17 protein-coding genes are annotated in these 24,810 nt (G+C 65.8%); 6 read left to right on the top strand and 11 right to left on the bottom strand.

Going from position 1 to position 24,810, the window contains the following annotated elements; translation table 11 throughout:
* Positions 1-4: 4 nt before the first annotated feature.
* Complete coding sequence (tssM, locus tag ACNQQL_RS04855) at positions 5-3,958, top strand: type VI secretion system membrane subunit TssM (RefSeq protein WP_347063390.1); 3,954 nt, start codon at positions 5-7, stop codon at positions 3,956-3,958.
* Between the two features lie 109 nt (positions 3,959-4,067).
* On the opposite strand, the gene ACNQQL_RS04860 is transcribed toward tssM, so the two are convergent.
* Both ACNQQL_RS04860 and ACNQQL_RS04865 read right to left on the bottom strand, forming a co-directional pair.
* Positions 4,068-5,072 carry a VacJ family lipoprotein gene (locus ACNQQL_RS04860; RefSeq protein ID WP_347063391.1) on the bottom strand — a complete coding sequence of 335 codons (1,005 nt, stop codon included), beginning with the start codon at positions 5,070-5,072 and terminating at the stop codon, positions 4,068-4,070.
* Positions 5,065-7,698 carry an MMPL family transporter gene (locus ACNQQL_RS04865; protein WP_347063392.1) on the bottom strand — a complete coding sequence of 878 codons (2,634 nt, stop codon included), beginning with the start codon at positions 7,696-7,698 and terminating at the stop codon, positions 5,065-5,067. Before ACNQQL_RS04865 ends, ACNQQL_RS04860 begins: the two co-directional genes overlap by 8 nt.
* Before the next feature lie 328 nt (positions 7,699-8,026).
* Between ACNQQL_RS04865 and ACNQQL_RS04870 the strand changes: the two genes are divergently transcribed.
* The gene (locus ACNQQL_RS04870) at positions 8,027-8,623 is read left to right on the top strand and encodes an MlaC/ttg2D family ABC transporter substrate-binding protein (RefSeq protein WP_034181524.1); all 597 of its coding nucleotides are present in this window, start codon (positions 8,027-8,029) and stop codon (positions 8,621-8,623) included.
* Positions 8,624-8,708: 85 nt separating this feature from the next.
* Here ACNQQL_RS04870 and ACNQQL_RS04875 read toward each other — a convergent pair whose 3' ends face one another.
* The 8 genes from ACNQQL_RS04875 to glcD form a co-directional block, all read right to left on the bottom strand.
* On the bottom strand, positions 8,709-9,353 hold the full coding sequence (locus ACNQQL_RS04875) for a response regulator transcription factor (RefSeq protein WP_347063393.1): 645 nt from the start codon (positions 9,351-9,353) through the stop codon (positions 8,709-8,711).
* Between the two features lie 30 nt (positions 9,354-9,383).
* Positions 9,384-10,766: a cache domain-containing protein gene (locus ACNQQL_RS04880; protein ID WP_347063394.1), complete on the bottom strand. Its 1,383-nt coding sequence runs from the start codon at positions 10,764-10,766 to the stop codon at positions 9,384-9,386.
* Positions 10,767-10,940: 174 nt separating this feature from the next.
* Positions 10,941-12,506, bottom strand: coding sequence for a sensor domain-containing diguanylate cyclase (locus ACNQQL_RS04885; protein WP_072439895.1), 1,566 nt, complete (start codon positions 12,504-12,506; stop codon positions 10,941-10,943).
* A gap of 566 nt (positions 12,507-13,072) precedes the next feature.
* Positions 13,073-15,247 (bottom strand): malate synthase G, encoded by a 2,175-nt coding sequence (locus ACNQQL_RS04890; RefSeq protein ID WP_347063395.1) that lies wholly within the window; start codon positions 15,245-15,247, stop codon positions 13,073-13,075.
* A 229-nt stretch (positions 15,248-15,476) separates the two neighbouring features.
* A complete protein-coding gene (locus tag ACNQQL_RS04895) occupies positions 15,477-15,881 on the bottom strand; it encodes a GlcG/HbpS family heme-binding protein (protein WP_072439899.1) in 405 nt (134 codons plus the stop codon).
* Positions 15,882-15,900: 19 nt separating this feature from the next.
* Positions 15,901-17,121 carry a glycolate oxidase subunit GlcF gene (gene glcF, locus ACNQQL_RS04900; protein ID WP_347063396.1) on the bottom strand — a complete coding sequence of 407 codons (1,221 nt, stop codon included), beginning with the start codon at positions 17,119-17,121 and terminating at the stop codon, positions 15,901-15,903.
* Between the two features lie 19 nt (positions 17,122-17,140).
* On the bottom strand, positions 17,141-18,217 hold the full coding sequence (gene glcE / locus ACNQQL_RS04905; RefSeq protein WP_347063397.1) for a glycolate oxidase subunit GlcE: 1,077 nt from the start codon (positions 18,215-18,217) through the stop codon (positions 17,141-17,143).
* Positions 18,217-19,716, bottom strand: coding sequence for a glycolate oxidase subunit GlcD (gene glcD / locus ACNQQL_RS04910; RefSeq protein ID WP_347063398.1), 1,500 nt, complete (start codon positions 19,714-19,716; stop codon positions 18,217-18,219). The genes glcE and glcD overlap by 1 nt, the downstream gene beginning before the upstream one ends.
* A 224-nt stretch (positions 19,717-19,940) precedes the next feature.
* On the opposite strand from glcD, the gene glcC reads away from it, so the two are divergent.
* The 4 genes from glcC (at position 19,941) to ACNQQL_RS04930 (ending at position 23,450) form a co-directional block, all read left to right on the top strand.
* A complete protein-coding gene (gene glcC / locus ACNQQL_RS04915) occupies positions 19,941-20,711 on the top strand; it encodes a transcriptional regulator GlcC (protein ID WP_204422139.1) in 771 nt (256 codons plus the stop codon).
* A 657-nt stretch (positions 20,712-21,368) separates the two neighbouring features.
* Entirely contained in the window at positions 21,369-22,130 is a 762-nt protein-coding gene (locus ACNQQL_RS04920) for a hypothetical protein (protein ID WP_347063399.1), read from the top strand.
* 61 nt (positions 22,131-22,191) lie between these two features.
* Positions 22,192-22,575, top strand: a complete 384-nt coding sequence (locus ACNQQL_RS04925) for an ATP-dependent protease (protein ID WP_072440275.1) — start codon at positions 22,192-22,194, stop codon at positions 22,573-22,575.
* Positions 22,576-23,048: 473 nt separating this feature from the next.
* The gene (locus tag ACNQQL_RS04930; RefSeq protein ID WP_347063400.1) at positions 23,049-23,450 is read left to right on the top strand and encodes a hypothetical protein; all 402 of its coding nucleotides are present in this window, start codon (positions 23,049-23,051) and stop codon (positions 23,448-23,450) included.
* A 358-nt stretch (positions 23,451-23,808) separates the two neighbouring features.
* Here ACNQQL_RS04930 and ACNQQL_RS04935 read toward each other — a convergent pair whose 3' ends face one another.
* Positions 23,809-24,681, bottom strand: a complete 873-nt coding sequence (locus ACNQQL_RS04935) for a LysR family transcriptional regulator (protein ID WP_347063401.1) — start codon at positions 24,679-24,681, stop codon at positions 23,809-23,811.
* Positions 24,682-24,810 lie beyond the last annotated feature (129 nt).

Raw genomic sequence — 24,810 nt, forward strand, 5'->3', positions numbered from 1 at the left:
ACACATGAAGAAGATTCTCTCGTTTCTGCGTTCGCGCCATCTGTGGGCCATTGTGACGGTGATTGCCGCTATGGCCGTGATCTGGTTTGCCGGCCCGCTGGTGAGTTTCGGTGGGCTGCACCCACTCGCGTCGGTCGGCATTCGGCTGACCTTGATCGCGTTGGTCCTGTCCGCATGGATCTTGTGGCTGATCGATTGGTCGACGAGCATCGTAATCGTCGCGCTGCTCTGTCTCGCGATCTGGCATACCTTCCCGCTTCTGACGTTGGCCGGCAAACCGCTGTTTGCGTCGGTGATGGTCCGCGTTCTGGCAATGGCCGGCGTTGTGCTCGTATATGCCGTGTCGATGTCGCTCAGATGGTGGGGGCGCATGCGCCGGCATCCGAGCGAACTCAGACGTTTGCTTCGACTCGGCAAGCGTGGCGCTCGGCCGTTGGCCGCATCGCGCCTGACGACGATCGAAGACATGGCCCGTGCAGCGATCACGCAGTTGAAAGCCCGGCGCGGTGGTACCCATGGTTTGGCGCGGCTGTTTCAATGGCCTGTGTATCTCTACGATGTGCCGTGGTATGTCGTGCTGGGTTCGAAGGGCTCAGGCAAGACCACGGCGCTGCTTAATGCGGGTCTGGTATTCCCGCTCGATGCGCAACTTCAGCATTCGCTTGCGCCCGATGACGCCCGGGCTTTGCCGGGTTGGCGGTTGACCAATGAGGCGGTGCTGATCGATACAGCGGGCCATTACGTACAGCACGGCACGTCGCGCTACTCGCTAACAGCGGAGTCGCCAGAAGCATCGAATGACGGGCAACCGGAAAAGCGGCCGACCGACAGCGGCGGGCTTCGCAGAGACTGCGACGCTGCAGAGTGGAAGGGATTTCTCCGGCTACTTCGCCGTATCCGCCCTCGCCTGCCGCTGAATGGCGTGCTGTTGACGATCGATGTCGCCGCGTTGACGCACACGGACCTCGACGTGCGTACGGCAGAGAGCCGTGCATTGCGGGCACGTCTCGAAGAGATGGAAACGGAGTTCGGGATCGGATTCCCCGTCTGGCTCATTGTCACGAAAATGGACCGGCTTCCGGGCTTCACCGGCTATTTCGCTTCGCTTGGCGAGCGGCAGCGTGCGCAGATATGGGGCGTGACATTGCAGTTCGACCCGGAGGCGCGGACGGACGATGTGACCAGGACTGAATTGAACCTGCTAGCAACGCGTCTTGCTGATGGTGTGAGTGGTCTGCTTCGCAACGAAACCGACCTGGCTCGTCGTCGCCAGTTGGCGATGCTGCCAGAGGCATTCACGGCACTGACGGAGCCGCTGGCCGATCTGATCGGGCAAGTGTTTGCCGCAGCCGACGACGGTGCGCAAACAGTACCGCATGCGCTGTTCCGAGGTGTTTACCTGACGAGCGCGGGCCAGACCGGCCAGCCGGTCGCTGCGGAGCATCAAACGCTGTTGCAACGCATGACGGGCGCATCCGGCTCGCAATGGCCCCGCCCGCGAGGAGAGCGTAGTGAAACCAGCTATTTCCTGCGCGATTTGTTGCCCGGGGTCGTATTTCGAGAGGGGCATCTCGCCCGCCCGAATCGGAACCGGGAGCATCGTGTGCGCTTACAGCGGTGGCTGGGGCATTCCCTCGTGTGGGTGATCGCCGCAGGGTTGTGCACGAGTCTTTGGAACAGCTTTGTTGCGGAACGTGCGTCCCTGGGCACACTAGCGCACAAGACACGTACGCTGGCAGCCTTGCTGGCACGAAGTGACCTTTCCGCCAATCCTGAGCGTGTGCCGATGATGCTGGACAGTGCAAACGCACTGTTGCGCGACACAACGCATCTTGCCTACGATTCCGAGGTCGCGTTTCGCCTCGGAACGGACCGCCTCAATATGATCGAGTCCGACAGCCGCCATGTGTACGAGGCGCTGTCGGAGCAGGTTGTGTTGCCGCAAATCGTTCGCCGGATGGAGGAGATGATCAAAAGTGCCGCGGCGAGCGGTGATGCCAAGGCCGCTTACGACGCATTGCGCGTGTACTTGATGCTACACGACCGGGCAAGATTCAACGCGAACGACGTCAGGATGTGGGTGCTGGATGATTGGGCGCGCCACGACAGTGCAGCGATGTTCGGTGGGCGCGCGACAATGATCGGCCACGTACAGCGACTGTTTTCCGAAGAACATGTCGTGCAGTCGCCACTGTCCCGCAACGAAGGAATGATTCAGCGGGCGCGCGCATTTCTCGATGGCAGCAATCCGACCGATCGTCTTTATCAGCGCGCCATGGCGTCGATGTCGAAAGACGCACCCCGCGAATTTTCGCTGCTGCATGTCGTCGGGCCACAAGCAGGTGCGGTATTTACGCGCGCCAGTGGAGCGCCGTTATCCAGCGGTGTGCCGGGAATCTATACGCTGGAGGGGTATCGGGCGGTGTTCAGCAAACGCCTGCCAGAATTCCTTCAGGTGGCAAGCGAAGACGATGCCTGGGTAATGGGGCGCCGGACGCTCGATGATTTCGCAAAAAATCCAGTTGGCGCGTCAAACGTATCGAACCGGAATGGCGACGCGCTGTTGACCGCGATCACGCGTCAATACCTGAGCGAATACGCTCAACAATGGGACGCGTTTCTTGACGACATTCGCGTCGTGAGCGGAACGAGTCTTGCCTTCAACTTGACGGTACTGCGAGCCCTCGCTGCGCCCGATTCGCCGCTGACTCGTCTAGCGCGGGCGGCGGCAAACGAAACGACGCTGACGCGTCCGATGGCGAAACCGGACGGCTCCTTTCTGGAAAAAGCGACCGAGGCTGTCAACCAACAGGCCGAGAGGATACTGGGGCCGCGTGCATCGGAGCAGGTTGAGCGCGAGTTGGTAGATAACCGCTTCGCGGCATTGCGTGAAGTGGTGACGGGCCATGCCGATGCGCGATCGGAGACGCAGTTGGCCGGGGCGTCGGTGAGCAAAACGGGCCTGGACGGCGTTACCGTTCTGTTGAACGACTACTATAAGACGCTCATGATTTCCGACAATGCGCTGTTGAACAACAGCATGCCTCCGGTGAGTGAGAACGCTGCGAAGCTCAAGATGACGGCTGACACGATGCCTGCGCCGGTTCGAGCAGTCTTGCATCAACTTGCTGTCGATGGCTCGCGTGGGGTGAACCAGGGTATCGGCCAACTACTGTCGCGCCAGATGCAGGCAGCCGTTGCAGACACCTGTCGCATGACGATCGAAGGCAATTATCCGTTTGCGCCTGATAGCACGCGTGACGTCGGTATCGACGATTTCACGCGCATGTTCGCGCAGGGCGGCGTGATCGATGACTTTTTCATGAAGACGCTCGCACCGTTCGTCGACACTGCTGCGAAGCCGTGGCGCTACCGGACGCTGCCGGGCGCGACCGAACCCGTTCAGGGCCCGGACCTCGAGCCATTTGAGCATGCGAAGGCGATCCGCGACATTTTCTTCTCCGATCCTGATCGTAAGAATCCGAGTTGGAAGGCTGATATCCGATTCCCTGAGCTCGACCCAACGATCATGAGCCTGTCGCTCGACATCGACGGACAGGTGACGCTCTATCGACATGGTCCGGTCACGCCATTCACGGTTACATGGCCGGGACCGCGTGGCGGCTTCCGTGCTCAGATCTCGGCGAGTCCGCGCATCCGGCCGGACACTTCCACGATCGCGGCGGACGGGCCGTGGGCGCTGATGCGGTTGCTCCGGAAAGGTCATGTGGTCGAGGCTGCCACACCGGGCCGCACGCGAGTTGCGTTCAGTTTTGATGGTCGTCAGGCAGTACTCGACATTGCGAGCGCGGGAACTGTTGCGAACCCGCTGACAAGCGATGTGCTGACGACGTTCCGGTGTCCTGGGACGATGGCGGCGTTCAACCTGCCAGATAGCGGCCCGCCGCCGGGATTGCCCCGGGGCGGGCTACCGGTAGCAAACAAGGGCGGGCTTTGAGCGAACGATGAGCAGCCTGAAACCGATTCGCCGACGTTGTTCCGGTTGAAGTCGTCGGCCCGATCCTGGACGGCTGGCGTGTAGCCCCTCGGATCAGAGGCTGCCGCCGTTACTGCGCGGCCGGACTGCTCGCCGGCACGGTCGGTATCGCCGGGGCGATCGGCGCACCGTCGGCGGCTGGTGCCGTCGCCGGGCCCGACGATGCCGCTGCCGGTGCCGCAGCAGGTGCACTCGCGGGCATTGCATTGTCCGCACCCGGATCGTCGTACTGCGGCAACCCTGGCGCGGCCGGTGCATTGTTCGGCGCGGCGCCCGATGCACCGCCCGACTCGCCCGGATCCTCGTAGTTCGGCAGCCCCGGCACGGCCGGCGTCGCGGCCGGCACGGCGCCCGATTCGCCCGGCTCGCTGTAGTTCGGCAGCGCGGTCGACGACGACTGGCTGCGATACGTCAGCGACTTGCGCTGCTGCAGGTACGCGTCGCGCACGAACGAATACGGATCGAGCGCGGCCTGCTTCAGCAGGTCGGTCGCGCCGAGCAGGTCCGAACGCGCGCTGATGAACTGCGCGATGTACATCGGGTTGCGCGCAGCCGGCTCGATGTAGTTGAGCAGGTTGAAGCGCACGTCCACCGCACGGCCGACGCCGTCGCGGACCGTGCTCGGCCCGAACACGGGCAGCACGAGATACGGGCCGGACGGCACGCCCCAGCGCGCGAGCGTCAGGCCGAAATCCTGGTGATGCTTCGGCAGCCCGGCCGGCGTCGCGATGTCGATCAGGCCGGCGACGCCGAACAGCGAGTTCATCGTCACGCGCATCAGATCCTGCGTCGCATCGGTGATGCGCAACTGCAGCAGGTTGTTCGCCATGTTGCCGAGATCGCCTAGGTTCGAGAAGAAGTTGCTGATCGCGGTGCGCACGGGCGTCGGCGTGATCTTCTGGTAACCCTTCGCGATCGGCACGGCGATGTTCGAATCGACGGCGTCGTTGATCTTGTACATCGTCCGGTTCATCGGCTCGAGCGGATCGTTGGGATTGCGGTTCGGTCCCGTCGCGCAGCCGGTCAGCATCGCGCTGGCGGCGACGGTCGCCGCGATGATTCGCACCTTATTCATTGATTCCTTGCGATTGGTTCTTGGCGCGTTTGACGCGCGGTTTGCCCATCAGGACGGGCTGGAACACCACGGCGCCGATCAGCGTGCAGGTCAGTGCCAGCGCGAGCAGCTTGCCCATGCTCGACGTGCCCGGGTGGTGCGACAGCCACAGGCTGCCGAATGCGGTCGCCGTCGTCGCGGCGCTGAACAGCACCGCGTGCGTGAGGCTCGAGTGCAGCAATCCCGTCTGCCCCGCGCGCCACGCCATCACGAAATACACCTTGAATGCGACGCCGACGCCGAGCATCAGCGGCAGCGCGATGATGTTCGCGAAGTTGAGCGGCATGCCGAGCACGACGCACATCTCGAGCGTCACGACACCCGACACGAGCAGCGGCACCAGCGTGCGCAGCACGTCGCCGAAGCGGCGCAGCGTGACCCACAGCAGGATCGTGATCGAAATGATCGACCACACCCCCGCATGCAGGAACGCGTTGATGATCGTGTCGGCCGAATGCAGGATCGAGATCGGCCCGCCGGTCGCGCCCGGTTCCGCGGCCTTCACGGTCTGCGCGAAACGGCGCAGCATCGTGTCGTCGTTCGGGTCGACGCCCTTCGGCACCTTCGGTGAGATCTGCACGAGCGCGTGGCCGTCCGGCGCGACCCAGTCGCGCACGAGCGGCGGCGGCAGCGATGCGCGCGTGATGTCCTGCGGCTGCAGCAGCGCGGCGAGCTGGTTCAGCGCGATGCGCAGCGTATCGGAGAATGCGCGCTCGGCGCGGTCGCGCGTCGCGCTGTCGGTGGCGGCGAGCTTCGCGAGCGACGCGGACAGATGTTGCGCGGCGGCCGCGCCCGGGCCCGGGTGATCTTCCGCCGCGTAGCCGAGCAGATCCGACACGCGCTTGAGTGCGGCGACGCGCTGCGCGTCGGTCGCGGGCGGCGCGGCCGGCTGCGTCAGCGCGGGCAGCAGGTCGCTCGCGGCCGCGGCGATCGCCGCGCGCTTGGCCGGCTGGTCGGCGGGGATGAAGGTCGACAGGGTGGTGGTGCGGCCGACTTCGGGCAGCGCGTCGAGACGCTTCGCGGCCGCATCGGCTTCGGCGAGCGACGGCGCGAGCAGCGTGACGTCGTTGACGGCCGCTTCGGGCGAATCCTTCAGCGCGAGCAGCGTCGCCATCGATTCGCTGTTCGGATCCTTCAGGTGCAGCGGGTTGAAGTCGAAGCGCAGGAACGCGAGCAGCGGCAGCGCACCGATCACGACCGCGAGCGTGCCGATCAGGATCGGCTTGCGATGGCGATCGAGGAAATCGTCGACCGGCGCGAGCCACGGGAAGCCCGGCGTCTTCGATTCGCCCGGCGGCGCGAACAGGCGCAGCAGCGCGGGCAGCAGCGTGAGCGTGGTCAGCAGTGCGACGAACATCCCGACACCCGCGATCAGGCCGAGTTCGGACACGCCGCGATAGGCGGTGGGGATGAACGAGAAGAAGCTCGCCGCGACGGCCGCCGTGGCCAGCGCGAGCGGCATGCCCATCGAGTGCGCGGCGCCGATCAGCGCGTGATCGATGCGCTGGTCGCGGAAGCGTTCCTCGCGGTACTTCACGCCGTACTGGATCGAGAAATCGACGCCGAGGCCGACGAACAGCACCATGAACGCGACCGAGATCATGTTCAGCGAGCCGACCATCGCGAGGCCGAGCGCGGCGGTCACGACGAGGCCGACGAACAGCGTGACGAGCACCGAGCCGATCATCCGCTTCGAGCGCAGCGCAAGCCACAGGATGACGAGCACGGCGAGCAGCGTGAGCGCGCCGTTGAGCGCCGCGCCGTCCTCGACCGATGCGAATTCGTCGTCGGCGAGCGGCTGTTCGCCGGTCAGGCGCACGGCCGCACCGTAGCGCTTTTCGAGGTCGAGCGAACGGGCAGCGTCGCGAATCACCTGGCTGGTTTCCGCGCCGGCCTTCAGCGCGCCGTAGTTGACCACGGGCTGCACGGTGACGAATGCGCGCGCGGGCTGCCGCGCGGCATCGCTGTCGACCAGCGCGCGCCACGAGAACGCGGCCGGCTTGCCGGCCAGCACGTCGTCGACCGTCGCGGCGCTGCGCGCGAGCAGCTTCGCCATCGCCGGCAGTTTCACCTGGCCGGTCAGGAGCGGCTGGCCGAGCGTGGTGGCCAGCGTCGTCGCGAGCCCGGTCAGGCTCGGGTTCTTCGCGAGTTCGTTGACGAGCGGGCGCGCGCTCGCGAGCTGAGTCGTCGTATCGGAGACTTCCTGCGGCGCCAGGAACAGCAGCCCGTTGTGCTCGAAGAACGGCCCGCCGCCGGGCTCGGCGACCTGGCCGATGCGACCGGCTTCGGCCTGCTTCTGCAGCGCTTCGGTCAGCGCATGCGCGGCGGCATTCGCGAATTCGGGCGCTGGCGCCTCGACGACCGCGAGGATCGTGCCGTTGCGTTGCGGGAACGCTTTATCGACGGCCTGGCCGAGCGCAGCCCATTGCGGTTCCGCATCGACGAGCTTGCTGATGTCGGTATTGATCTTGAAATGCTGCGCGACGTAGACACCGCTGAGGGCAGCGATGACGAGCGACAGGACGACGACCCAGACGGGACGGCGCACCGACCACGCAACGAGTCGGACGATGAGAGATGTCACCATGTGGCGGTGGGGAGCGGCTGGCAAGGGCAAAGTAGCCAAGTATACCGGCGCGGCGTGGCGACTGACGTGACGTTGCGGGTTTCGGGGCGGGAAGGAGATTTGTTCGCGGCGGCGGAATCGATACCGGTGGCCGGCTGTTTTGTAAGGGGATATTTACATAATCGGCGCCGCGCCGTCTCGCCGTGCCGCCGCCCGCGCCTGTGACAAATGCAGCTGAAAGGTAACAGTCGGTCACGGCGCGGCAGCCGGGCGTCAGGCCCGGTATACTTTGCTGCACCGGCCGCTGCAAGGAGCCGGTCGTTTTTTCCCATCGAGTGCGAATAATCGTATGAAACGTCATCTGTTTGCTTTCGTCGCGGCTGCCGCCGTGTCGGTTTCCGCTTTCGCGCAGAGCGCGCCGGTCGACATCGTCCGCAATGCGGTCGAGGGCACCGTTACCGCGATGAAGGCCGATCCGGCCGCACGCGGCGGCGACATGGCGAAGGTCACGCAGGTCGTCGAGCAGCGCTTCCTGCCCGCGACCAACTTCGAGCGCACGACCCGCATCGCCGTCGGCGACGCGTGGAAGCAGGCGACGCCGCAACAGCAGCAGGAGCTGTACAAGCAGTTCAGGCTGCTGATGACGCGCACCTACGCCGCGTCGCTCGCGCAGCTCGGCAGCCAGGACGCGAAGTTCTCGTTCAAGGCCGGCGGCGCATCGGGCGCCGACGCGCTCGTGCAATCGACGGTGACGACGCCGGGCGACAGCCAGTCGGTCGGCTATCGGCTCGGCAAGGTCGGCAACGACTGGAAGATCTACGACATCGACATGTCGGGCGCGTGGCTGATCCAGGTCTACCAGGGCCAGTTCAAGAGCCAGCTCGCGTCGGGCGGGATCGACGGGCTGATCGCGTATCTGCAGAAGCACAATTCGCGGACGAACTGACGGCCGCTGCGCGGCTCGCGGTCCGGATGCATGAAGGGCGCCCTCGGGCGCCCTTTTTCGTTGCGGATCGCGGTGTCGCGCTACCCTACCGCCGCCGATGCTCGACCGCGAACTTGATCAGCTCGGCCTGCCCTTCGATCTCGAGCTTGCGCTTCAGGTTGAGCCGGTGCGTTTCGACCGTGCGCACCGACAGCCCCGTCTGCTGCGCGATCTGCTTGCTCGACAACCCCTCGGCCAGCGCATCGAGAATGTCGCGTTCGCGCGGCGTCAGGCGATCGAGCGGCGACGCGGTCGCGCTCGCGTGGATCATTCGCGCGGCGAGCCCTTCGCTGAAGAACGTCTGCCCGGCCAGCACCGCGCCGATCGCGCGGACGATCTCGCTCGCGGGCGAATCCTTCAGCAGATAGCCGCTCGCGCCGGCACGCACGGCCTGCGTCACGTATTCGACGTTGTCGTGCATCGACAGCATCAGCACGCGGATGCCGGGAAAGCGCTCGTGGAACACGCCCGCGAGCGTGATGCCGTTTATCCCGTTCATGCCGACATCCATCAGCGCGAGATCGGGTTCGAGCGACGCGGCGAGCGCGAGCGCCTCGTCGGCGTTGCCGGCCTCGCCGACCACGGACAGGTCGGCCGCTTCGAGCCGCATCCGCAGGCCGTCGCGCACGAGCGGGTGATCGTCGACGAGCAGCAATCGGGCGGCGGGCCGGGCGGTGTCGGGGGCGCTCATGCGAAAGGTCTCCTGTTATGGGGCGTGTCTTCACGCGGCGCTGCGCAGCGGCACGCGCGCGGCGACGATCGTGTGGCCGACCTGCGACGTGATCGTCAGCATGCCGCCGAGTGCGTCGAGGCGTTCGCGCATGTTGCGCAGGCCGATGCCGCGGCGCGCGTCGGCCTGCGAGCGTTCGGCGTCGAAGCCGCAGCCGTTGTCGGCGATGGTCAGCGTGACGGACTGGGCGCCGACGTCGAGCGTGACGGCCGCGCGCGTCGCCTGCGCATGATGCACGATGTTGCTGAGCGCTTCCTGCGCGATCCGGAACAGCGCGGTGTTGACGGCCTCGGGCAGCGGCCGCATGCCGCTGTGCGCGACCTGCGTATAGCCGATGTCGATGCCGCTTTCGGCACCGAGTTCGCGGACGAGCTGCTCGAGCGCGGCCGCGAGGCCGAGATCGTCGAGCATCGACGGACGCAGCGCATGCGAGATGCGCCGCACTTCGCGCAGCGTGTCGCCGAGCCGCCCGACGCCCGACACGAGCGCCTGCTCGGCCTCGGGCATGCGCGACGTGCCGCGTTCGAAGCGCGCGAGCGCGGATTCGAGCATCAGCTTCGCGGACACCATCATCTGGCTGATCCCGTCGTGCAGTTCGCGCGACAGCCGCGCGCGTTCCTGCTCCTGCGATTCGACGACGCGCTGCGCGAGCAGCTTGAGCTTCGCGTCGGCGCTGCGCGACTCGCTGACGTTCAGCACCAGCGCGCACACGGCGATCGCCGCCGCGCCGGTGAGCGCGATCGCGGTGAGCCAGCTCATCGTGCGCTCGATGTTCGCGGACGCGCGCGCGTCGATGCGCTGCAGCGCGGTGTCGACGTCGTCGAGATAGATGCCCGTGCCGACCATCCAGCCCCAGCGTTCGAGTGCGACGACGTAGCCGAGCTTCGGCGCGACGCGGCCCGTCGACGGCCGCTGCCATGCGTAGCGCACGTAGCCGCCGCCGTGCGACGCCGCGCCGATCAGCTTCTGGATCGTCAGCGCGCCCTGCGGGTCGCGCATCGACCAGAAGTTGTGACCGACGCGCTCGGGCTCGCGCGGATGCATCAGCGAATTGCCGTGCAGGTCGTACACGAAGAAATAGCCGTCGGGCCCGAAATCCATCTTCTGCAGCATCGCGAGCGCCTGCGTGCGCAGCAGCGCGTCGTCGCGCGCATTGCGGCCGCTCGCGTCGTAGAGCGGCATGATCGCGCTCGTCGCGAGCTCGACGTAGTGCTTCAGCTCGACTTCCTTGCTCGACAGGTACGCGGCCTGGATCGTCGCGTGCTGCGTGCGTGCGAGCGACGTCGCCTGCTGGCGCACGCCGAAGCCGATGCCGGCGATCGCGAGCAGGAACGGCACGATGGCCAGAAGGAAGATCTTTGCCTTGAGTCTCATGGTGGTGTGAAGCGGCCGCGAACCGGTGCGGCCGGCCAGGTGCGGCCGGCCAGGCGTGGGCCGGCCGGGCGCGTCAGCCGCGCGGCGGCGTATCGAGCCGACATTGTCGGCGATTTTGCACGTGGGTGGCTGCGACCAGGCGGCCACCCCGCCGCGGCTCGGGTGCCCGCGCGCTCAGGCCCGCCGCGACTCGAGATTGTCGGGGGACGCGCCCGCCAGTACGACGATGCGGTTGCGCCCGCCTTCCTTCGCGCGATACAGCGCATCGTCGGCGAGCTTCAGCGCGGCTTGCATGTTGTCGTCGAGTTCGGGATAGCTCGTCGTCACGCCGATGCTCACCGTCAGGCGGCCGGCCGTGCCGGCGTCGTGCCGGATGCCGAGATCGAGGATGCCCGTGCGGATCGTCTCGGCGATCGTCACCGCGCCGTCGGTGTCGACGTCGGGCAACACCACGACGAACTCCTCGCCGCCGTAGCGCGCCGCATAGTCGGCCGGGCGGCGCAGGCAGCCGCCGATGCAATGGCCGACCGCGGCGAGCGCGTCGTCGCCGGCCTGGTGGCCCTGCGTGTCGTTGTAGCGCTTGAAGTAATCGACGTCGATGAACAGCAGCGACAGCGCATGCTGCGAGCGCGCGGCGCGGCGCCATTCGCGCGCGAGCGTGACGTCGAGCATCCGGCGGTTGTCGAGGCCCGTGAGGCCGTCGGTCCGCGCGAGCGCCTGCAGCTCGGTTTCCGCGCGATGCCGCTTGCGCAGCTGCACGTCGAGCAGCAGCGACAGGCCGACGAAGCCGATCGCGAGCGCGACCATCGCGGAGCCGATCGGAATCGCACGGTCGTACCACGCGGCGTAGGTGTCCGCTTCCGAGCGCGCGACCATGACGATGAGCGGCAGGTGATCGAGGTGCCGGAACACGTACAGGCGCCGCACGCCGTCGATCGTCGCGGTGTCGGCGAAGCTGCCTTCGCTGGCGGTCATGAAATGCCGGAACGTGCTGGCGCGGCTGATGTCGCGGCCGACGATCTTCGGGTCGTACGGTTCGCGCGCGAGCATCAGGCCGCGCGTGTTGATCAGCGCGACCGAGCCGCGGTCGCCGAGCGACAGGCGCGAGAACAGGTTCTGGAAATATTCGAGCCGGATCGACATCACCGCGACGCCGCCGAACGACCCGTCGGGCTTCGTGATCCGCCGGCTGAGCGCGATGCTCGGCGAGCCGTCGCGCAGCCGCGAATGGTACGGGGGGCTGACGTACAGGCCGACGTCGGGCCGGTCGCGATGCACGGTGAAGTACGGCTCGTTGCCGAAGTTGGCCTTGCGCGGCACGTCGCCCTTGCCGTCGACCGCGATGTCGCCCTTTGCGTCGAGCACGTAGATGCCGCCGAGGTACTTGGCCGTCGTCGCGCGGTCGAACAGCACCTGGCGGCGCAGCGGCATCGGCAGCGCGATGACCGCGGGGTCGTTCGCGCCTTCGACGACGGCCTGCAGCGACAGCGAATAGATCTCGATGTTGCGCTCGATGTCCCACGACGCCATCAGCGCGAGGTTCTGCTGCATCGTGCGCGAGCGGTCGCGCGCGTCGATGCGGCCCTCGTACAGCACGATTCCGCACAGGAGCAGAAGGAGCAGCGCGATCAGCAGCCCCGTATAGAAGATCAGGTGCGGCAGCAGGAACCGGCGCAGATGAGCGGCGACACGGCTTGTCCGGCCGGATTCGCTGGGCATTGCGTAGTCGGTTTCTGCCATGGTCCGTGGATCGATGGGCATCGTCGCCAGGCGGCGGGCCGATGCGATTGTTCGTATGACGTGTCGGCAGCGATCCGGTGCGCGGCCCTCTTCCGGCGCCTTCTTCCCGCCCGGCGGAGAAAATGGACACCGATTATCTGTAATCGCGATCAGATATACCGGTAAATCATGCATTCATTGGCGGCATCTGCCGCGATTCGACGATCCGACGAATCGGGCGGCGCGGATTCAACGGAGTATAACGCGCGCATTCGCGTGCGCGGAAAATGTTGCGACCCGTTGATCGGGGTCAAATTACCGTGAAATCCCGGGCTTGCAAATATCGGGCAGAGCGTTACTGCGCAAGGTTTTGCCGCGTGGCGGGTGCAAGCGTGCCGCGTACGGCCGCCGATTCAGGCGGATTAACGGCCGGCGCACGCGAAACTTGAAATCGCGCGATATGTTCCGATTATCGGTTTCAACATACAGTTTCAACGGCCGCGCGAACGTAAAAATGAAAAACGGGCGGCGATGAGGGCCGCCCGTTTCGCGGAGCCGGCATGCGGGACGGGCCCGCATGCGCATGCTCAGGCGCCGTGCTGTTGCGCCTTGAACGCGAGCCGGAACCGGTGCAGCAGCGGCTCGGTATAGCCGCTCGGCTGCGACGTGCCCTGCAGCGCGAGCGCGCACGCGGCCTTGAACGCGGTCGACTGGTCGTAGCCGGGCGCCATCTGGCGATAGTTCGAGTCGCCGGCGTTCTGCTGGTCGACGACGCGCGCCATCCGCTTGAACACGTCGAGCACGAAGGCCTCGGTGATCACGCCGTGGCGCAGCCAGTTCGCGATGTGCTGGCTCGAAATGCGCAGCGTCGCGCGGTCTTCCATCAGGCCGACGTCGTGGATGTCCGGCACCTTCGAGCAGCCGACGCCCTGTTCGACCCAGCGCACGACGTAGCCGAGGATGCCCTGCGCGTTGTTCTCGACCTCCCGCAGAATCTCGTCTTCGCTCCATTCGGCACGCTCGACGACCGGCACGGTCAGCAGGCCTTCGAGCAGCGCGTCGCGTTCGCTCGCGTACGGCGTCTTTTCGAGCTCCTGCTGGACGGCCTGCACGTCGACGAGGTGGTAGTGCAGCGCGTGCAGCGTCGCGGCGGTCGGCGACGGCACCCACGCGGTGTTCGCACCCGCGCGCGGATGCGCGATCTTCTGCTCGAGCATCGCGTGCATCAGGTCCGGCATCGCCCACATGCCCTTGCCGATCTGCGCGCGGCCGCGCAGGCCGGCCGACAGGCCCGCGAGTACGTTGTTGCGCTCGTACGACGTGATCCAGGCCGACGACTTCATGTCGCCCTTGCGGATCATCGGGCCCGCTTCCATCGCCGTGTGCATCTCGTCGCCGGTGCGGTCGAGGAAGCCGGTGTTGATGAACGCGACCCGCGCGGCGGCGGCCGCGATGCACGCGGCGAGGTTCACGCTGGTGCGGCGCTCCTCGTCCATGATGCCCATCTTCAGCGTGTTGCGCGGCAGGCCGTACAGATCCTCGATGCGCGCGAACAGCGTATCGGCGAACGCGACTTCGACCGGGCCGTGCATCTTCGGCTTCACGATGTAGATCGAACCCGTGCGCGAGTTGCGCTTCGCCTTCAGGTCGTGCAGCGCGCACAGCGTCGTGACGACGCCGTCAAGGATCCCTTCCGGAATCTCGTTGCCGTCGCGGTCGAGCACCGCGCCGTTGGTCATCAGGTGGCCGACGTTGCGAACGAACAGCAGCGAGCGGCCGTGCAGCGACAGCGTGCCGCCGTCGGGCGTCGTGTAGTCGCGGTCGGCGTTCAGGCGACGCGTGAAACTCTTGCCGCCCTTCGCGACTTCCTCGACCAGCGTGCCCTGCATCAGGCCGAGCCAGTTGCGGTAGAGCTGGACCTTGTCGTCGGCGTCGACCGCCGCGACCGAATCCTCGCAGTCGATGATCGTGCTGACCGCCGCTTCGAGCACGACGTCCTTCACGTTTGCGAGATCGGCACGGCCGATCGGCGTCGACGCGTCGATCTGGATCTCGATGTGCAGGCCGTTGTGCTTCAGCAGGATCGCGGACGGCGCGTCGGCCGTGCCCTGATAGCCGACGAACAGCGCCGGCTGTGCGAGATGCACGACACCCTTCGCGGTTTCGACGGCGAGCTGGCCGTCCTGCACGCGGTAGCGCAGCGCCTCGCGGTGCGAGCCGCTCGCGAGCGGTGCCGCGTTGTCGAGCACGTTGCGCGCGTAGTCGATCACGCGCTGGCCGCGCGTCGGGTTGTAGGTCGCGGTGCGTTCGGCGCCGCCGTCCTCGGGCAGCGCGTCGGTGCCGTACAGCGCGTCGTACAGGCTGCCCCAGCGGGCGTTCGCGGCGTTCAGCGCATAACGCGCGTTCGACAGCGGCACGACGAGCTGCGGGCCGGCCTGCGTGGCGATTTCGCTGTCGACGTTCGCGGTGGCTGCCGCGACGTTCGACGGGACCGGTACCAGGTAGCCGATTTTTTCGAGGAATGCGCGATAAGCGGCGTGGTCGCGCACGGGGCCGGGGTGCGCGCGGTGCCAGGTGTCGAGTTCCTGCTGCAGGCGGTCGCGTTCCGCGAGCAGTTTGCGGTTGCGCGGCGCCAGATCGTGCACCAGGGCCGAGAAACCGCTCCAGAATGCGGCCTTGTCGATGCCGGTGCCCGGCAGTGCTTCGTTTTCAATGAACTGGCTCAGCGCTGGCGCGACTTGCAGTCCTGCTTGGTCGATCATCGTTATCCTCCCGGGGAAAAATGCGCGCGCGCGGCTAGAGGGCCTGTTCACGCTAATAACGGGCTCGTTCCCCTGATCGGAAAAAATCATTTGTGGGGCTGGCCACCAGAAGGGCCGATCGCTGCGTCATGCTCCTTGCGAATACGTCGAGTATTCGCTTCGTCGCAGTCCTTGCGCTCGGCCCTTCTGGTGTCCAGCGCAAGCCCGTTATTAGCGTGAACAGGCCCTCCTATGTCGCGACGCTTTGTGTGCCGGCGCGGGCGATCTGCGCGTCCTGCTCGGACTTTACGCCAGACACGCCGATCGCGCCCGCAATCCGGCCGCCGACCGTGACCGGCACGCCGCCTTCGAGCAACCCCGTCAGCGGCACGCTGAGAAACGCGGTGCGGCCACCGTTGATCATATCCTCATAAGCCTTCGTCTCGCGACGGCCGAGCGCCGCCGCGCGCGCCTTGTCCTGCGCGATAGTCGAGCTGGCCGGCGATGCGCCGTTCAGCCGCGCGAACGCGAGCAGGTGGCCGCCGTCGTCGACGACGGCGATCGACACGGCCCAGCCGTGGCGCTCCGCCTCCGCGCGGGCGGCGGCGAGCATGCGGTCGGCATCGGCGAGTTCGAGTTCGGGTTTCGTCTGCATGGATGTCCTCCGGAACCAGTCAGTTGATCAGTCGGTTGTCGACGAGTTCGATCCAGTGGCGCACGGGCGTGCGGCCCGCGCCGTTCAGGTGAGTCTGGCAGCCGACGTTGGCCGTGACAATCAGGTCCGGCCGCGCGGCTTCCAGCGCATCGAGCCGGTTGTCGCGCAGTTGCGTCGCGAGTGCGGGCTGCGTCAGCGAATACGTGCCGGCCGAGCCGCAGCACAGGTGGCCGTCGGCGACATTCGTCAGATCGAAGCCGAGCCGCGTCAGGATGCTTTCGACCGCGCCGCCGAGGCGCTGCGCGTGCTGCAGCGTGCACGGGCAGTGGACCGCGACGCGGCGTGGCGTCGCATCGGCCAGCGCGTCGAGCGGCTCGGCCGCGATCACCTCGGCGAGATCGCGCGCGAGCGCGCTGACGCGGCGCGCCTTCTCCGCATAGACGGGGTCGGAGCGCAGCAGGTCGCCGTATTCCTTGACGAACGCGCCGCAGCCGCTCGCCGTCAGCGCGATCGCTTCCGCGCCGGCTTCGATCGCGGGCCACCACGCGTCGATGTTGCGGCGTGCGCGGGCGAGGCCGGCGTCCTGTGCGTTCAGGTGATATTCGGTCGCGCCGCAGCAGCCGGCCTCGCGCGCCGGGCCCACGCTGATGCCGAGCCGGTCGAGCACGCGCGCGGCGGCCGCATTGGTGTTCGGCGACAGCGCGGGCTGCACGCAGCCTTCGAGCATCAGCACGCGCCGCGCGTGACGCACGGCCGGGCGCGGCGCGGCCGCGGGCACGGCGGCCGGGATCTTGTCCTGCAGCGCGCCGGGCAGCAGCGGGCGCAGCGCGCGGCCGGCCTTCAATAACGCGGCGAACGTCGCCGGGCGCGGCACCACGTGACGCAGCCCCGCGCGCAGCAGGCGCTCGCGCGTGGGACGCTGCGCGCGCTTCTCGGCTTCCGCGCGGCCGATGTCGAGCAGCGTGTGGTAGCGCACGCCGGACGGGCAGGTCGTCTCGCAGTTGCGGCAGGTCAGGCAGCGGTCGAGATGCTGCTGCGTGCGCTCGCCGCACGGCTCGCCTTCGAGCAGTTGCTTGATCAGGTAGATGCGGCCGCGCGGCCCGTCGAGCTCGTTGCCGAGCACCTGGTAGGTCGGGCAGGTCGCATTGCAGAAGCCGCAGTGCACGCACGCGCGCAGGATCGCTTCCGCTTCGTCGGCCCGGGCGAGGGCCTTGCTTGCTTCGCTGAGATTGGTTTGCATCGGCGGGTCGCTTCGAAGGTCAGAGGTCGGCGTACAGGCGCCCGGGATTGAAAATCGCGTGCGGGTCGAGTTGCGTCTTGAGTTGCCGATGCACGCGCAGCAGCGCGCGCGGCAGCGGCTGGAACGGCTCGTGCGTCGTGCCCGGCGTGAAGCAGGTCGCGTGGCCGCCCCATTGCGCGGCGAGCCGCTGCACGTCGGCTGGCGCGGCATCGCTTTTCAGCCAGCGCTGGGCGCCGCCCCAGTCGACGAGTTGCGCACCGGGCCACGCGTCGAGCGGCGCGGCGGCCGGCACCGATACGCGCCACAGCGGGCGCGGATCGTCGAAGAACGGCAGCGCGAGATCGCGCAGCCGTGCCCAGAACGCGTCGCCGATGTCGTCCATCCGGTCGCCGCCGATCGTGTCGCGCGCAGCCTTCACCGAGCCCTCGCCGCCTTCGATCCGCACGCGCAGCACGCCGTCCGCGTGGCACGCGCCCGCGAGCGGCAGCCCCGCGCGCCGCCATGCGGCGACGCGCTGCACGGCTTCGCCGGCAGCGAGCGGCAACGCGAGATCGCACGTCGCGCGCGGTTTCGGCAGCACTTTCAGCGACACCTCGGTCACGACGCCGAGACAGCCGAAGCTGCCGGCGAGTAGCCGCGACACGTCGTAGCCCGCGACGTTCTTCATCACCTCGCCGCCGAAGCGCAGGTGCTTCGCGTGGCCGGTGATCACGCGGCAGCCGAGCACGAAGTCGCGCACCGCGCCGACCCACGGGCGGCGCGGCCCCGACAGCGCCGCCGCGAACATCCCGCCGACCGTTGCCGCGCCGCCGAACGCGGGCGGTTCGCACGGCAGCATCTGGCCGGCCGAATCGAGCATCGCTTCGAGATCGGCGAGCGGCGTGCCCGCGCGCGCGGTGACGACGAGCTCGGTCGGGTCGTACGCGACGACGCCGCGATGCGTGCGCACGTCGAGTGTGCGGCCTTCGACGGGGCGGCCGAGGAACGCCTTGGTGCCGGCGCCGCGGATGTGCAGCGGCTGGCGGTCGCGGAGCGCGGCGTCAACCTGGGCGACGAGCGCCGCGCTGTCGTCGATCGATTCGATTTCGCGTCGCATCAGAAGCGCTCCAGTTCGGGAAACGGCAGCTTGCCGTGATGGACGTGCATCGCGCCGAATTCGGCGCAACGGTGCAGCGTCGGGATGTTCTTGCCGGGATTGAGCAGCCTCTGCGGATCGAATGCGGCCTTCACTGCGTGGAAGAACGTGATTTCGTCGGCGTTGAACTGCACGCACATCTGGTTGATCTTCTCGCGCCCGACGCCGTGCTCGCCGGTGATGCTGCCGCCCGCCGCGACGCACAGCTCGAGGATCCGGCCGCCGAGCGCTTCCGCGCGGTCGAGCTCGCCGGGCCGGTTCGCGTCGAACAGGATCAGCGGGTGCATGTTGCCGTCGCCCGCATGGAACACGTTCGCGACCGGCAGCCCGTATTCGGCAGACAGCGCGGCGATCCCTTCGAGCACGCGCGGCAGCTCGCGGCGCGGGATCGTGCCGTCCATGCAGTAGTAGTCGGGCGACATGCGGCCGACCGCGGGGAACGCGTTCTTGCGGCCGGCCCAGAAGCGCTGCCGCTCGGCCTCGTCGCGTGCGACTCGGATCTCGGTTGCGCCCGCGTCGCGCAGCAGCGCGGCGACGCGTTCTGCATCCTCGTCGACGTCGCTCGCCGCGCCGTCGAGCTCGCACAGCAGGATCGCCTGCGCATCGACCGGATAGCCCGCGTGGATGAAATCCTCGGCCGCGCGGATCGCGAGGTTGTCCATCATCTCGAGGCCGCCCGGAATCACGCCCGCGCCGATGATCCGCGCGACCGCCGCGCCGGCCTCGGCGACATCGTCGAAGCTCGCCATCAGCACCTTCACGCACGGCGGCAACGGCCGCAGCTTCACGGTCACTTCCGTGACGATGCCCAGCATGCCTTCGGAGCCGGTGAACAGCGCGAGCAGGTCGAAGCCCGGTGCATCGAGCGCATCGGCGCCGAGCGTGAGCGTGTCGCCGTCGATCGTCAGGATCTCGACCTTCAGGATGTTGTGCACCGTGAGCCCGTATTTCAGGCAATGCACGCCGCCCGCGTTTTCGGCGACGTTGCCACCGATCGAGCACGCGATCTGCGACGACGGATCGGGCGCGTAGTAGAGGCCGTTCGGCGCGGCCGCCTGCGAGATCGCGAGGTTGCGCACGCCGGGCTGCACGCGCGCGATGCCGGCGTCGGGGTCGATGTCGAGAATCCGGTTGAACTTCGCCATCACGAGCAGGATGCCTTTTTCGAGCGGCATCGCGCCGCCCGACAGCCCCGTGCCCGCGCCGCGCGCCACCACCGGCACGCTGTGCGCGGCTGCGACGCGCAGCACCGCGCGCACCTGCTCGACCGTGTCGGGCAGCACGACCGCGAGCGGCACCGTGCGGTACGCGGCGAGGCCGTCGCATTCGAACGGCTTGAGCGCCTCGAGTTCGTGCAGCACGTCGAGGCCGGGCGCCGCCGCATGCAGCGCGGCGACGAGCGTGTCGCGGCCGACGGTCGCCAGCGGGCCGTCGATCCGTTCGTCATAAATGAAACTCATCGGTCAGTCTCCGTCTCCACCATGCGGGCGGCCGCGCGATGCGCGACACGCCGGATGGACGGGATTCTTGGCGGGCCAGACGCGCCTGTCCAGACGTCTTCCATGTGGTCGTACCAGTTTTTATGAAGGCACCCGAAAGCCGCCGTGCGGAGAACCAGAAAACTGAATCAGGACAAGGGTTTGTGAGAAAATCGCCGATATCCGTCCAAAGTGGTCGTACCAGTATGGAAATGCAGGATCGAGAGGGGCCGGCACGGCGCGTGGCCGACGTCGTCGCCGAACGGATCGAGAAGCTGATCGTCGACGGCGTGCTGAAGGCCGGGCAGGCGCTGCCGTCCGAGCGGCGGCTGACCGAGAAGCTCGGCGTGTCGCGCACGGCCGTGCGCGAAGGGATGAAGCTGCTGCACGCGCGCGGGATCATCGACACGATGCACGGCAAGGGTTCGTTCGTCGCGAGCCTGACCCCGCAGCGCGAAATCACGCCGATGATGCATCTGCTCGGCTCGCAGCCGCGCACGCTGTACGACCTGTTCGAGGTACGCGGGATGCTCGAGGCCGAGGCCGCGCGACTCGCCGCGCTGCGCGGCACGCCGGCCGATTTCATCCTGATCAGGCGGCGCTACGACGAAATGACGGCGGCCGACGCGCAGGATCTCGATCCCGCCGCGCGCGCGAAGCTCGATCACGCGTTCCATCTCGCGATCTGCGAGGCGTCGCACAACCCCGTGCTCGTCAACACGCTGCAGTCGCTGACCGACCTGCTGCTCAGTTCGGTGTTCGCGTCGGTGAACAACCTCTATCACCGCGAACCGCTGAAGAAGCAGATCGACCGCCAGCATGCGCGGCTCTACAACGCGGTCACCGGGCGGCTGCCCGAGCAGGCGCGCAAGGCCGCGAGCGAACATATCCGCCAGTGCGTCGAGTATCTGCGCGAGATCGAGCAGGAGGAACAGCGGCTCGTGCGCTCGACGTTGCGGCTCGAAGGGTGGACGTGAGCGGGCGCAGGTGCGTTCGCGCGATGACGTGCGTCAAGCGCGCTGTATCACCGATGCGGTCGTGGAATCCAATATGTCGCAATATGATCTATTCGATGCCCGGCCAGCCGTGGCCCGTGCATGCGGTCGGTCGACATTGACGTTTGGATCGTCGACAATTTCATTGTCGTCCGAACGCTTTCGACAACCGCTACATGACTCGCCCAATCCGACAGCCTGACCTGCTAGTGACGTTCACGCTGACCGCGCTTACGTGGGAGGGCACCTTAAAGCAAGTACGGACGGGCTACCGTCCGGTGTACAAAATTCGGCCAGACTATTGGTCGTCAGCCCATCACGAGTTCGCCGGGAGACGCAGCGTAACAACGGGTGAGCAGTGCTTGGCCGAAGTCTGGCTGGTTACACCCGAGGCCTATCCGCATACGCTTTGGATCGGTCGTATGCTGGACGTTGCTGAGGGGGCCCGAATCGTCGGTCAGGCCGAGATCGTGCAATCGCAGAATCGTGGAGATCGGCTATTGGAGTAACGCCCTTACGCTTCTTCGTTCTCCTCGTACTTGGTCCGCTGGCCCCCGTTCAAGCTTTTCCCCGAAGATCCGTTAACGAGTGCGTCTTGTAAATATCTAGCCGACGAACAGGCGTGGAGATTGGACGCACATGTTACTGAACAAGAGAAGCTTCGCCGCTTTGATGCTCCTGATTTCTATCTCGGGCCATGCAAGCGATACGACGTCCGAAGTCAATAATGAACAACTGGGCGCGGTTAAAACCGTGACGGTGGTCTATCCGGGCAAGGCGGTTTACATCGCATTCGGACCGTCCGGCCCCATTCACATCCCGGTTCCAATTCCAGGTGCTGGCATAGTCGGAGCGCTCGCAACAGGAGCCGTCGCGGGCGCTGTCAACGCCGGGCTCAGCAAGAACGACAACGACTCGCCGACATCACTCAATGATCTTGTCACGGCCAAATTAGGTGATACGGGGCTTAATCGGCACTTCACCGACAGTATCGAAATGGTCCTGCGAAACCATGGCTTCACCGTAAAAGAGGTTGATGCGTCATCGCCAGGCCTCCCCACGATCAAACCGGACGGCCACCTCGTCTTGCACGCAAGCGGCTCGCCCTATCAAGGGAGCGATGCGGTCTTGTTCATTCGCGTCGGAACAGGATATGTAACGCCCGGCCGTTATCACGCGTATACACGCAGAGTGATCGGCGACATTGTCATGTTCAAGAGCGACACATACGATGCCATTCTCCGTCAACATGTCAGTTGGAAGCAGTCTGACGACCCATACAGCTATTCGTCGGTCGACGCGCTGGAAAGCGATCTTCAACATGCAATCGATGGACTCAACGAAGGCCTGATGGCACAGGTTGATCCGTTCAACAAGTTGTTCGACACGCTTCAGCGCTAAAGAACATCGACGCGTTCGCACAAGATAAAATCGATGTGCGATGACCAACTTGATGGATGGAATGACGACTACATTCGACGAGGCGACAACGGCGGCGATCGCCGCGTTTGCCCAATTGGATTTCTACACCGCTGTGCAAGCGATGCGAGCCGAGGCCGATTACGACCACGAACGAGACCAGTGGATTTCGCGCTATATCGATGAGCACGGCGGCGGCGCGGACGATGCAGCATACGACGCCTTGCACGCGCAGGCCCAGGCAACCCCGGAATACGCTCAGTTCGTCGATGCGGTACGCCGGGACATCCTGGAATACTTCGGCGTGACCGACGATCAACTGGACTGCATGATCCTGCTGCGCAATGACGACAGCGATGAGCTTTGGGCGGAAGTCAACCGACGGCGAAGCGCACTGGGAACCGGTGAAGTGCGTGGGGATCTCTGATCATTGCTTGCCTTTTGGGGTCTCAAGCCGTGCTGGGCGCGGGGCTCGAGTCAGATCAGCCACGCGGTGCGCCGGGCTCCCGGTTGTTGCAACCGATCCAATCAAGCGGGGACAAGCTTTCGGATCTTCGGAACGAGTGAGCGTTTTCCCTTGAAAGCCGCTTATATGTCGCGCTGGGTCGACCGGCCGCAACGGGTGGCGGACGCCGACTTCACGCGGAAGCGCTCGTTCGGCGCCCGTCATGGACGAGATCGCACCGATAAACGCAAGCGTTGAATTCCGGTCCCAGTCAAAACAGCGGCCGTCTAATCGTGGAGTAGTATTGCCCCATGTCCAAGTTATTGCTCGGCCTCTGCGGCGAACAGTCAACCCATCCGTGGCGAGGGCGGCAAGATCGTTAAAGGGTTTGGAAACTGCTTCAACGAGACGTGTGGTGGCGTCGGCCGTGGCGACGGCATTGATGGGAATACATCATGTCAACCGAGTGGAAGCACCGCGTCAGACTGTTTATCCAGCGTTTCTGGCAGCCGACCAGTGCGTGCATGACCTGCATGCCGGGGAGCTGGGGCAATATCATGAGCCTCGCCCATTGGACGATTGCATTTCATACCGGTCTGCTTACCGGACTCCTGGCTGTACTTTTGACTTTCACGCCCGCGGCGAAACTCTACGCGCATCGATACGGCAATGCGCTGGTCGTTGGGTTCCTGACAACGCTAGGCGACGCCTACTCGCACACGAGTCACTACCGTATCCCCTACGTCGAGCACATCGCGACGGGTGCAATTTCAGGTCTCTTGACACTGGCCGCCTCATATCTTTTCGAAGACCGTGCGCGACGCCTTCGGGCGGTATGGGCTCGAGTTTTCAGATAGCTTATCCGGTGACTTTCTGAACCCTCCTGGCCGAACGGAAAGAGGCTCCCCGGTGTGGCCATGCTTCATGATTGGGAGACTGCGTATGGACAACGGGCGTTCGCGGCCGTTACATGCGCCAGCGTCAGGGTGCGCCGCCAGTTTCAGCCAATCGCACCAGATCGCGAGCGGCTACTCGAGCGGTCGTTTAAATCTAGGTAACGGACGTTCAGAGGGTTGAATATCGAGCAGTGTGAAGGCGCTTAGAGACTTCCGTCCTCTCTGTTGTCGCACTGTCGAGGCGGATGTTTCAATGTAAAAGCGGCTTTACGCCGTCAAAATTCGTCTGTGTATCTGACGTCGTAAAGGCGCCGATTCACTACGAATGTCGGTCGAAGCACTCAATCAGCAAGTCCGTTAGCAACTGGATTTTTGCCGAGGGGTTTTGCCCTTGCGGGCGCACAACGTATATACCGGCCGTCGGTGGTGGAAAACGAGGCATGACCGGCACGAGTTCTCCGGACGCCACGTATGGGTCGGTCACACCGTCGGGGAGCCACGCGAGACCAAGACCTGCTACGGCTGCCGCGACGATGGCGATCGCGTTATCAGCCTTGAAACGCCCCTGCGGACGAACGGTAATCGTCTTGTCGCCATTCTTGAATCGCCAGCTTTCCGTCCCTTGCATTAGGGCTTGGTGCCCGAGTAGTTCGTCAGGTGTCTCAGGTGCACCGTTCGCCTCGATATAGGCAGGACTCGCGACGAGTTTTCCATCGATAGGACCCACGCACTTTGCGATGAGATTCGAATCCGGAAGGTAGCCAATTCGAATCGCGCAGTCGTATCCCTCGCCAACCAGGTCGACCATGCGGTCGCTGTAACACGTATGGATATGCAGCAGCGGGTGTCGCCGCGCCATGTCTGCCAGGACAGGTGCGAGATGAGTCGGACCGAACGTGAGCGGCGCTGCGATTCGCAAGCGGCCGCGCAGTTCTCCGGAGGGTGAGATTGTCTCCCTGGCCGCATCGATCTCGGCGACAACACGGGCGGCGTAGTCCCGAAAGGCGCTGCCCGCCTCGGTAAGAGCGGAACCGCGGGTTGTCCTGGCGAGCAATTGGACGCCAAGGTCCGATTCAAGCCGCAGAAGTCTTCGGCTGACGATGGACTTCGAGACCCCCAAACGGCGAGCAGCGGGCGAAACGCCGCCAGAGTCGGCGACCTCGACAAACGTCTGAAGCTCCTCGATATCCACTTCGGCGTTCCTCTTTAAGCGACACAGCATCGCAAAAATCTAGTCTACCGTCGCAATTCAGGGAATGCCAACATCCTCTTGCCGGCCGCTTGTCGGTGCATCGTCAACAGGAAGCATCCATCGCTTCCA

The sequence above is a fragment of the Burkholderia sp. LFS061 genome (genome assembly GCF_047978125.1).
Lineage (GTDB): Bacteria > Pseudomonadota > Gammaproteobacteria > Burkholderiales > Burkholderiaceae > Burkholderia > Burkholderia pyrrocinia_C.

Excerpts from the sequence above, each read along its gene's own strand:
- ACNQQL_RS04870 (WP_034181524.1), top strand. The coding sequence starts at position 8,027 with ATGAAACGTCATCTGTTTGCTTTCGTCGCGGCTGCCGCCGTGTCGGTT.
- glcF (WP_347063396.1), bottom strand. The coding sequence starts at position 17,121 with ATGCAAACCAATCTCAGCGAAGCAAGCAAGGCCCTCGCCCGGGCCGAC.
- ACNQQL_RS04925 (WP_072440275.1), top strand. The coding sequence starts at position 22,192 with ATGACGACTACATTCGACGAGGCGACAACGGCGGCGATCGCCGCGTTT.
- ACNQQL_RS04920 (WP_347063399.1), top strand. The coding sequence starts at position 21,369 with ATGTTACTGAACAAGAGAAGCTTCGCCGCTTTGATGCTCCTGATTTCT.
- glcD (WP_347063398.1), bottom strand. The coding sequence starts at position 19,716 with ATGAGTTTCATTTATGACGAACGGATCGACGGCCCGCTGGCGACCGTC.
- glcE (WP_347063397.1), bottom strand. The coding sequence starts at position 18,217 with ATGCGACGCGAAATCGAATCGATCGACGACAGCGCGGCGCTCGTCGCC.
- ACNQQL_RS04895 (WP_072439899.1), bottom strand. The coding sequence starts at position 15,881 with ATGCAGACGAAACCCGAACTCGAACTCGCCGATGCCGACCGCATGCTC.
- ACNQQL_RS04880 (WP_347063394.1), bottom strand. The coding sequence starts at position 10,766 with ATGAGACTCAAGGCAAAGATCTTCCTTCTGGCCATCGTGCCGTTCCTG.
- ACNQQL_RS04875 (WP_347063393.1), bottom strand. The coding sequence starts at position 9,353 with ATGAGCGCCCCCGACACCGCCCGGCCCGCCGCCCGATTGCTGCTCGTC.
- ACNQQL_RS04890 (WP_347063395.1), bottom strand. The coding sequence starts at position 15,247 with ATGATCGACCAAGCAGGACTGCAAGTCGCGCCAGCGCTGAGCCAGTTC.
- glcC (WP_204422139.1), top strand. The coding sequence starts at position 19,941 with ATGGAAATGCAGGATCGAGAGGGGCCGGCACGGCGCGTGGCCGACGTC.
- tssM (WP_347063390.1), top strand. The coding sequence starts at position 5 with ATGAAGAAGATTCTCTCGTTTCTGCGTTCGCGCCATCTGTGGGCCATT.
- ACNQQL_RS04885 (WP_072439895.1), bottom strand. The coding sequence starts at position 12,506 with ATGGCAGAAACCGACTACGCAATGCCCAGCGAATCCGGCCGGACAAGC.
- ACNQQL_RS04860 (WP_347063391.1), bottom strand. The coding sequence starts at position 5,072 with ATGAATAAGGTGCGAATCATCGCGGCGACCGTCGCCGCCAGCGCGATG.
- ACNQQL_RS04865 (WP_347063392.1), bottom strand. The coding sequence starts at position 7,698 with ATGGTGACATCTCTCATCGTCCGACTCGTTGCGTGGTCGGTGCGCCGT.
- ACNQQL_RS04930 (WP_347063400.1), top strand. The coding sequence starts at position 23,049 with ATGTCAACCGAGTGGAAGCACCGCGTCAGACTGTTTATCCAGCGTTTC.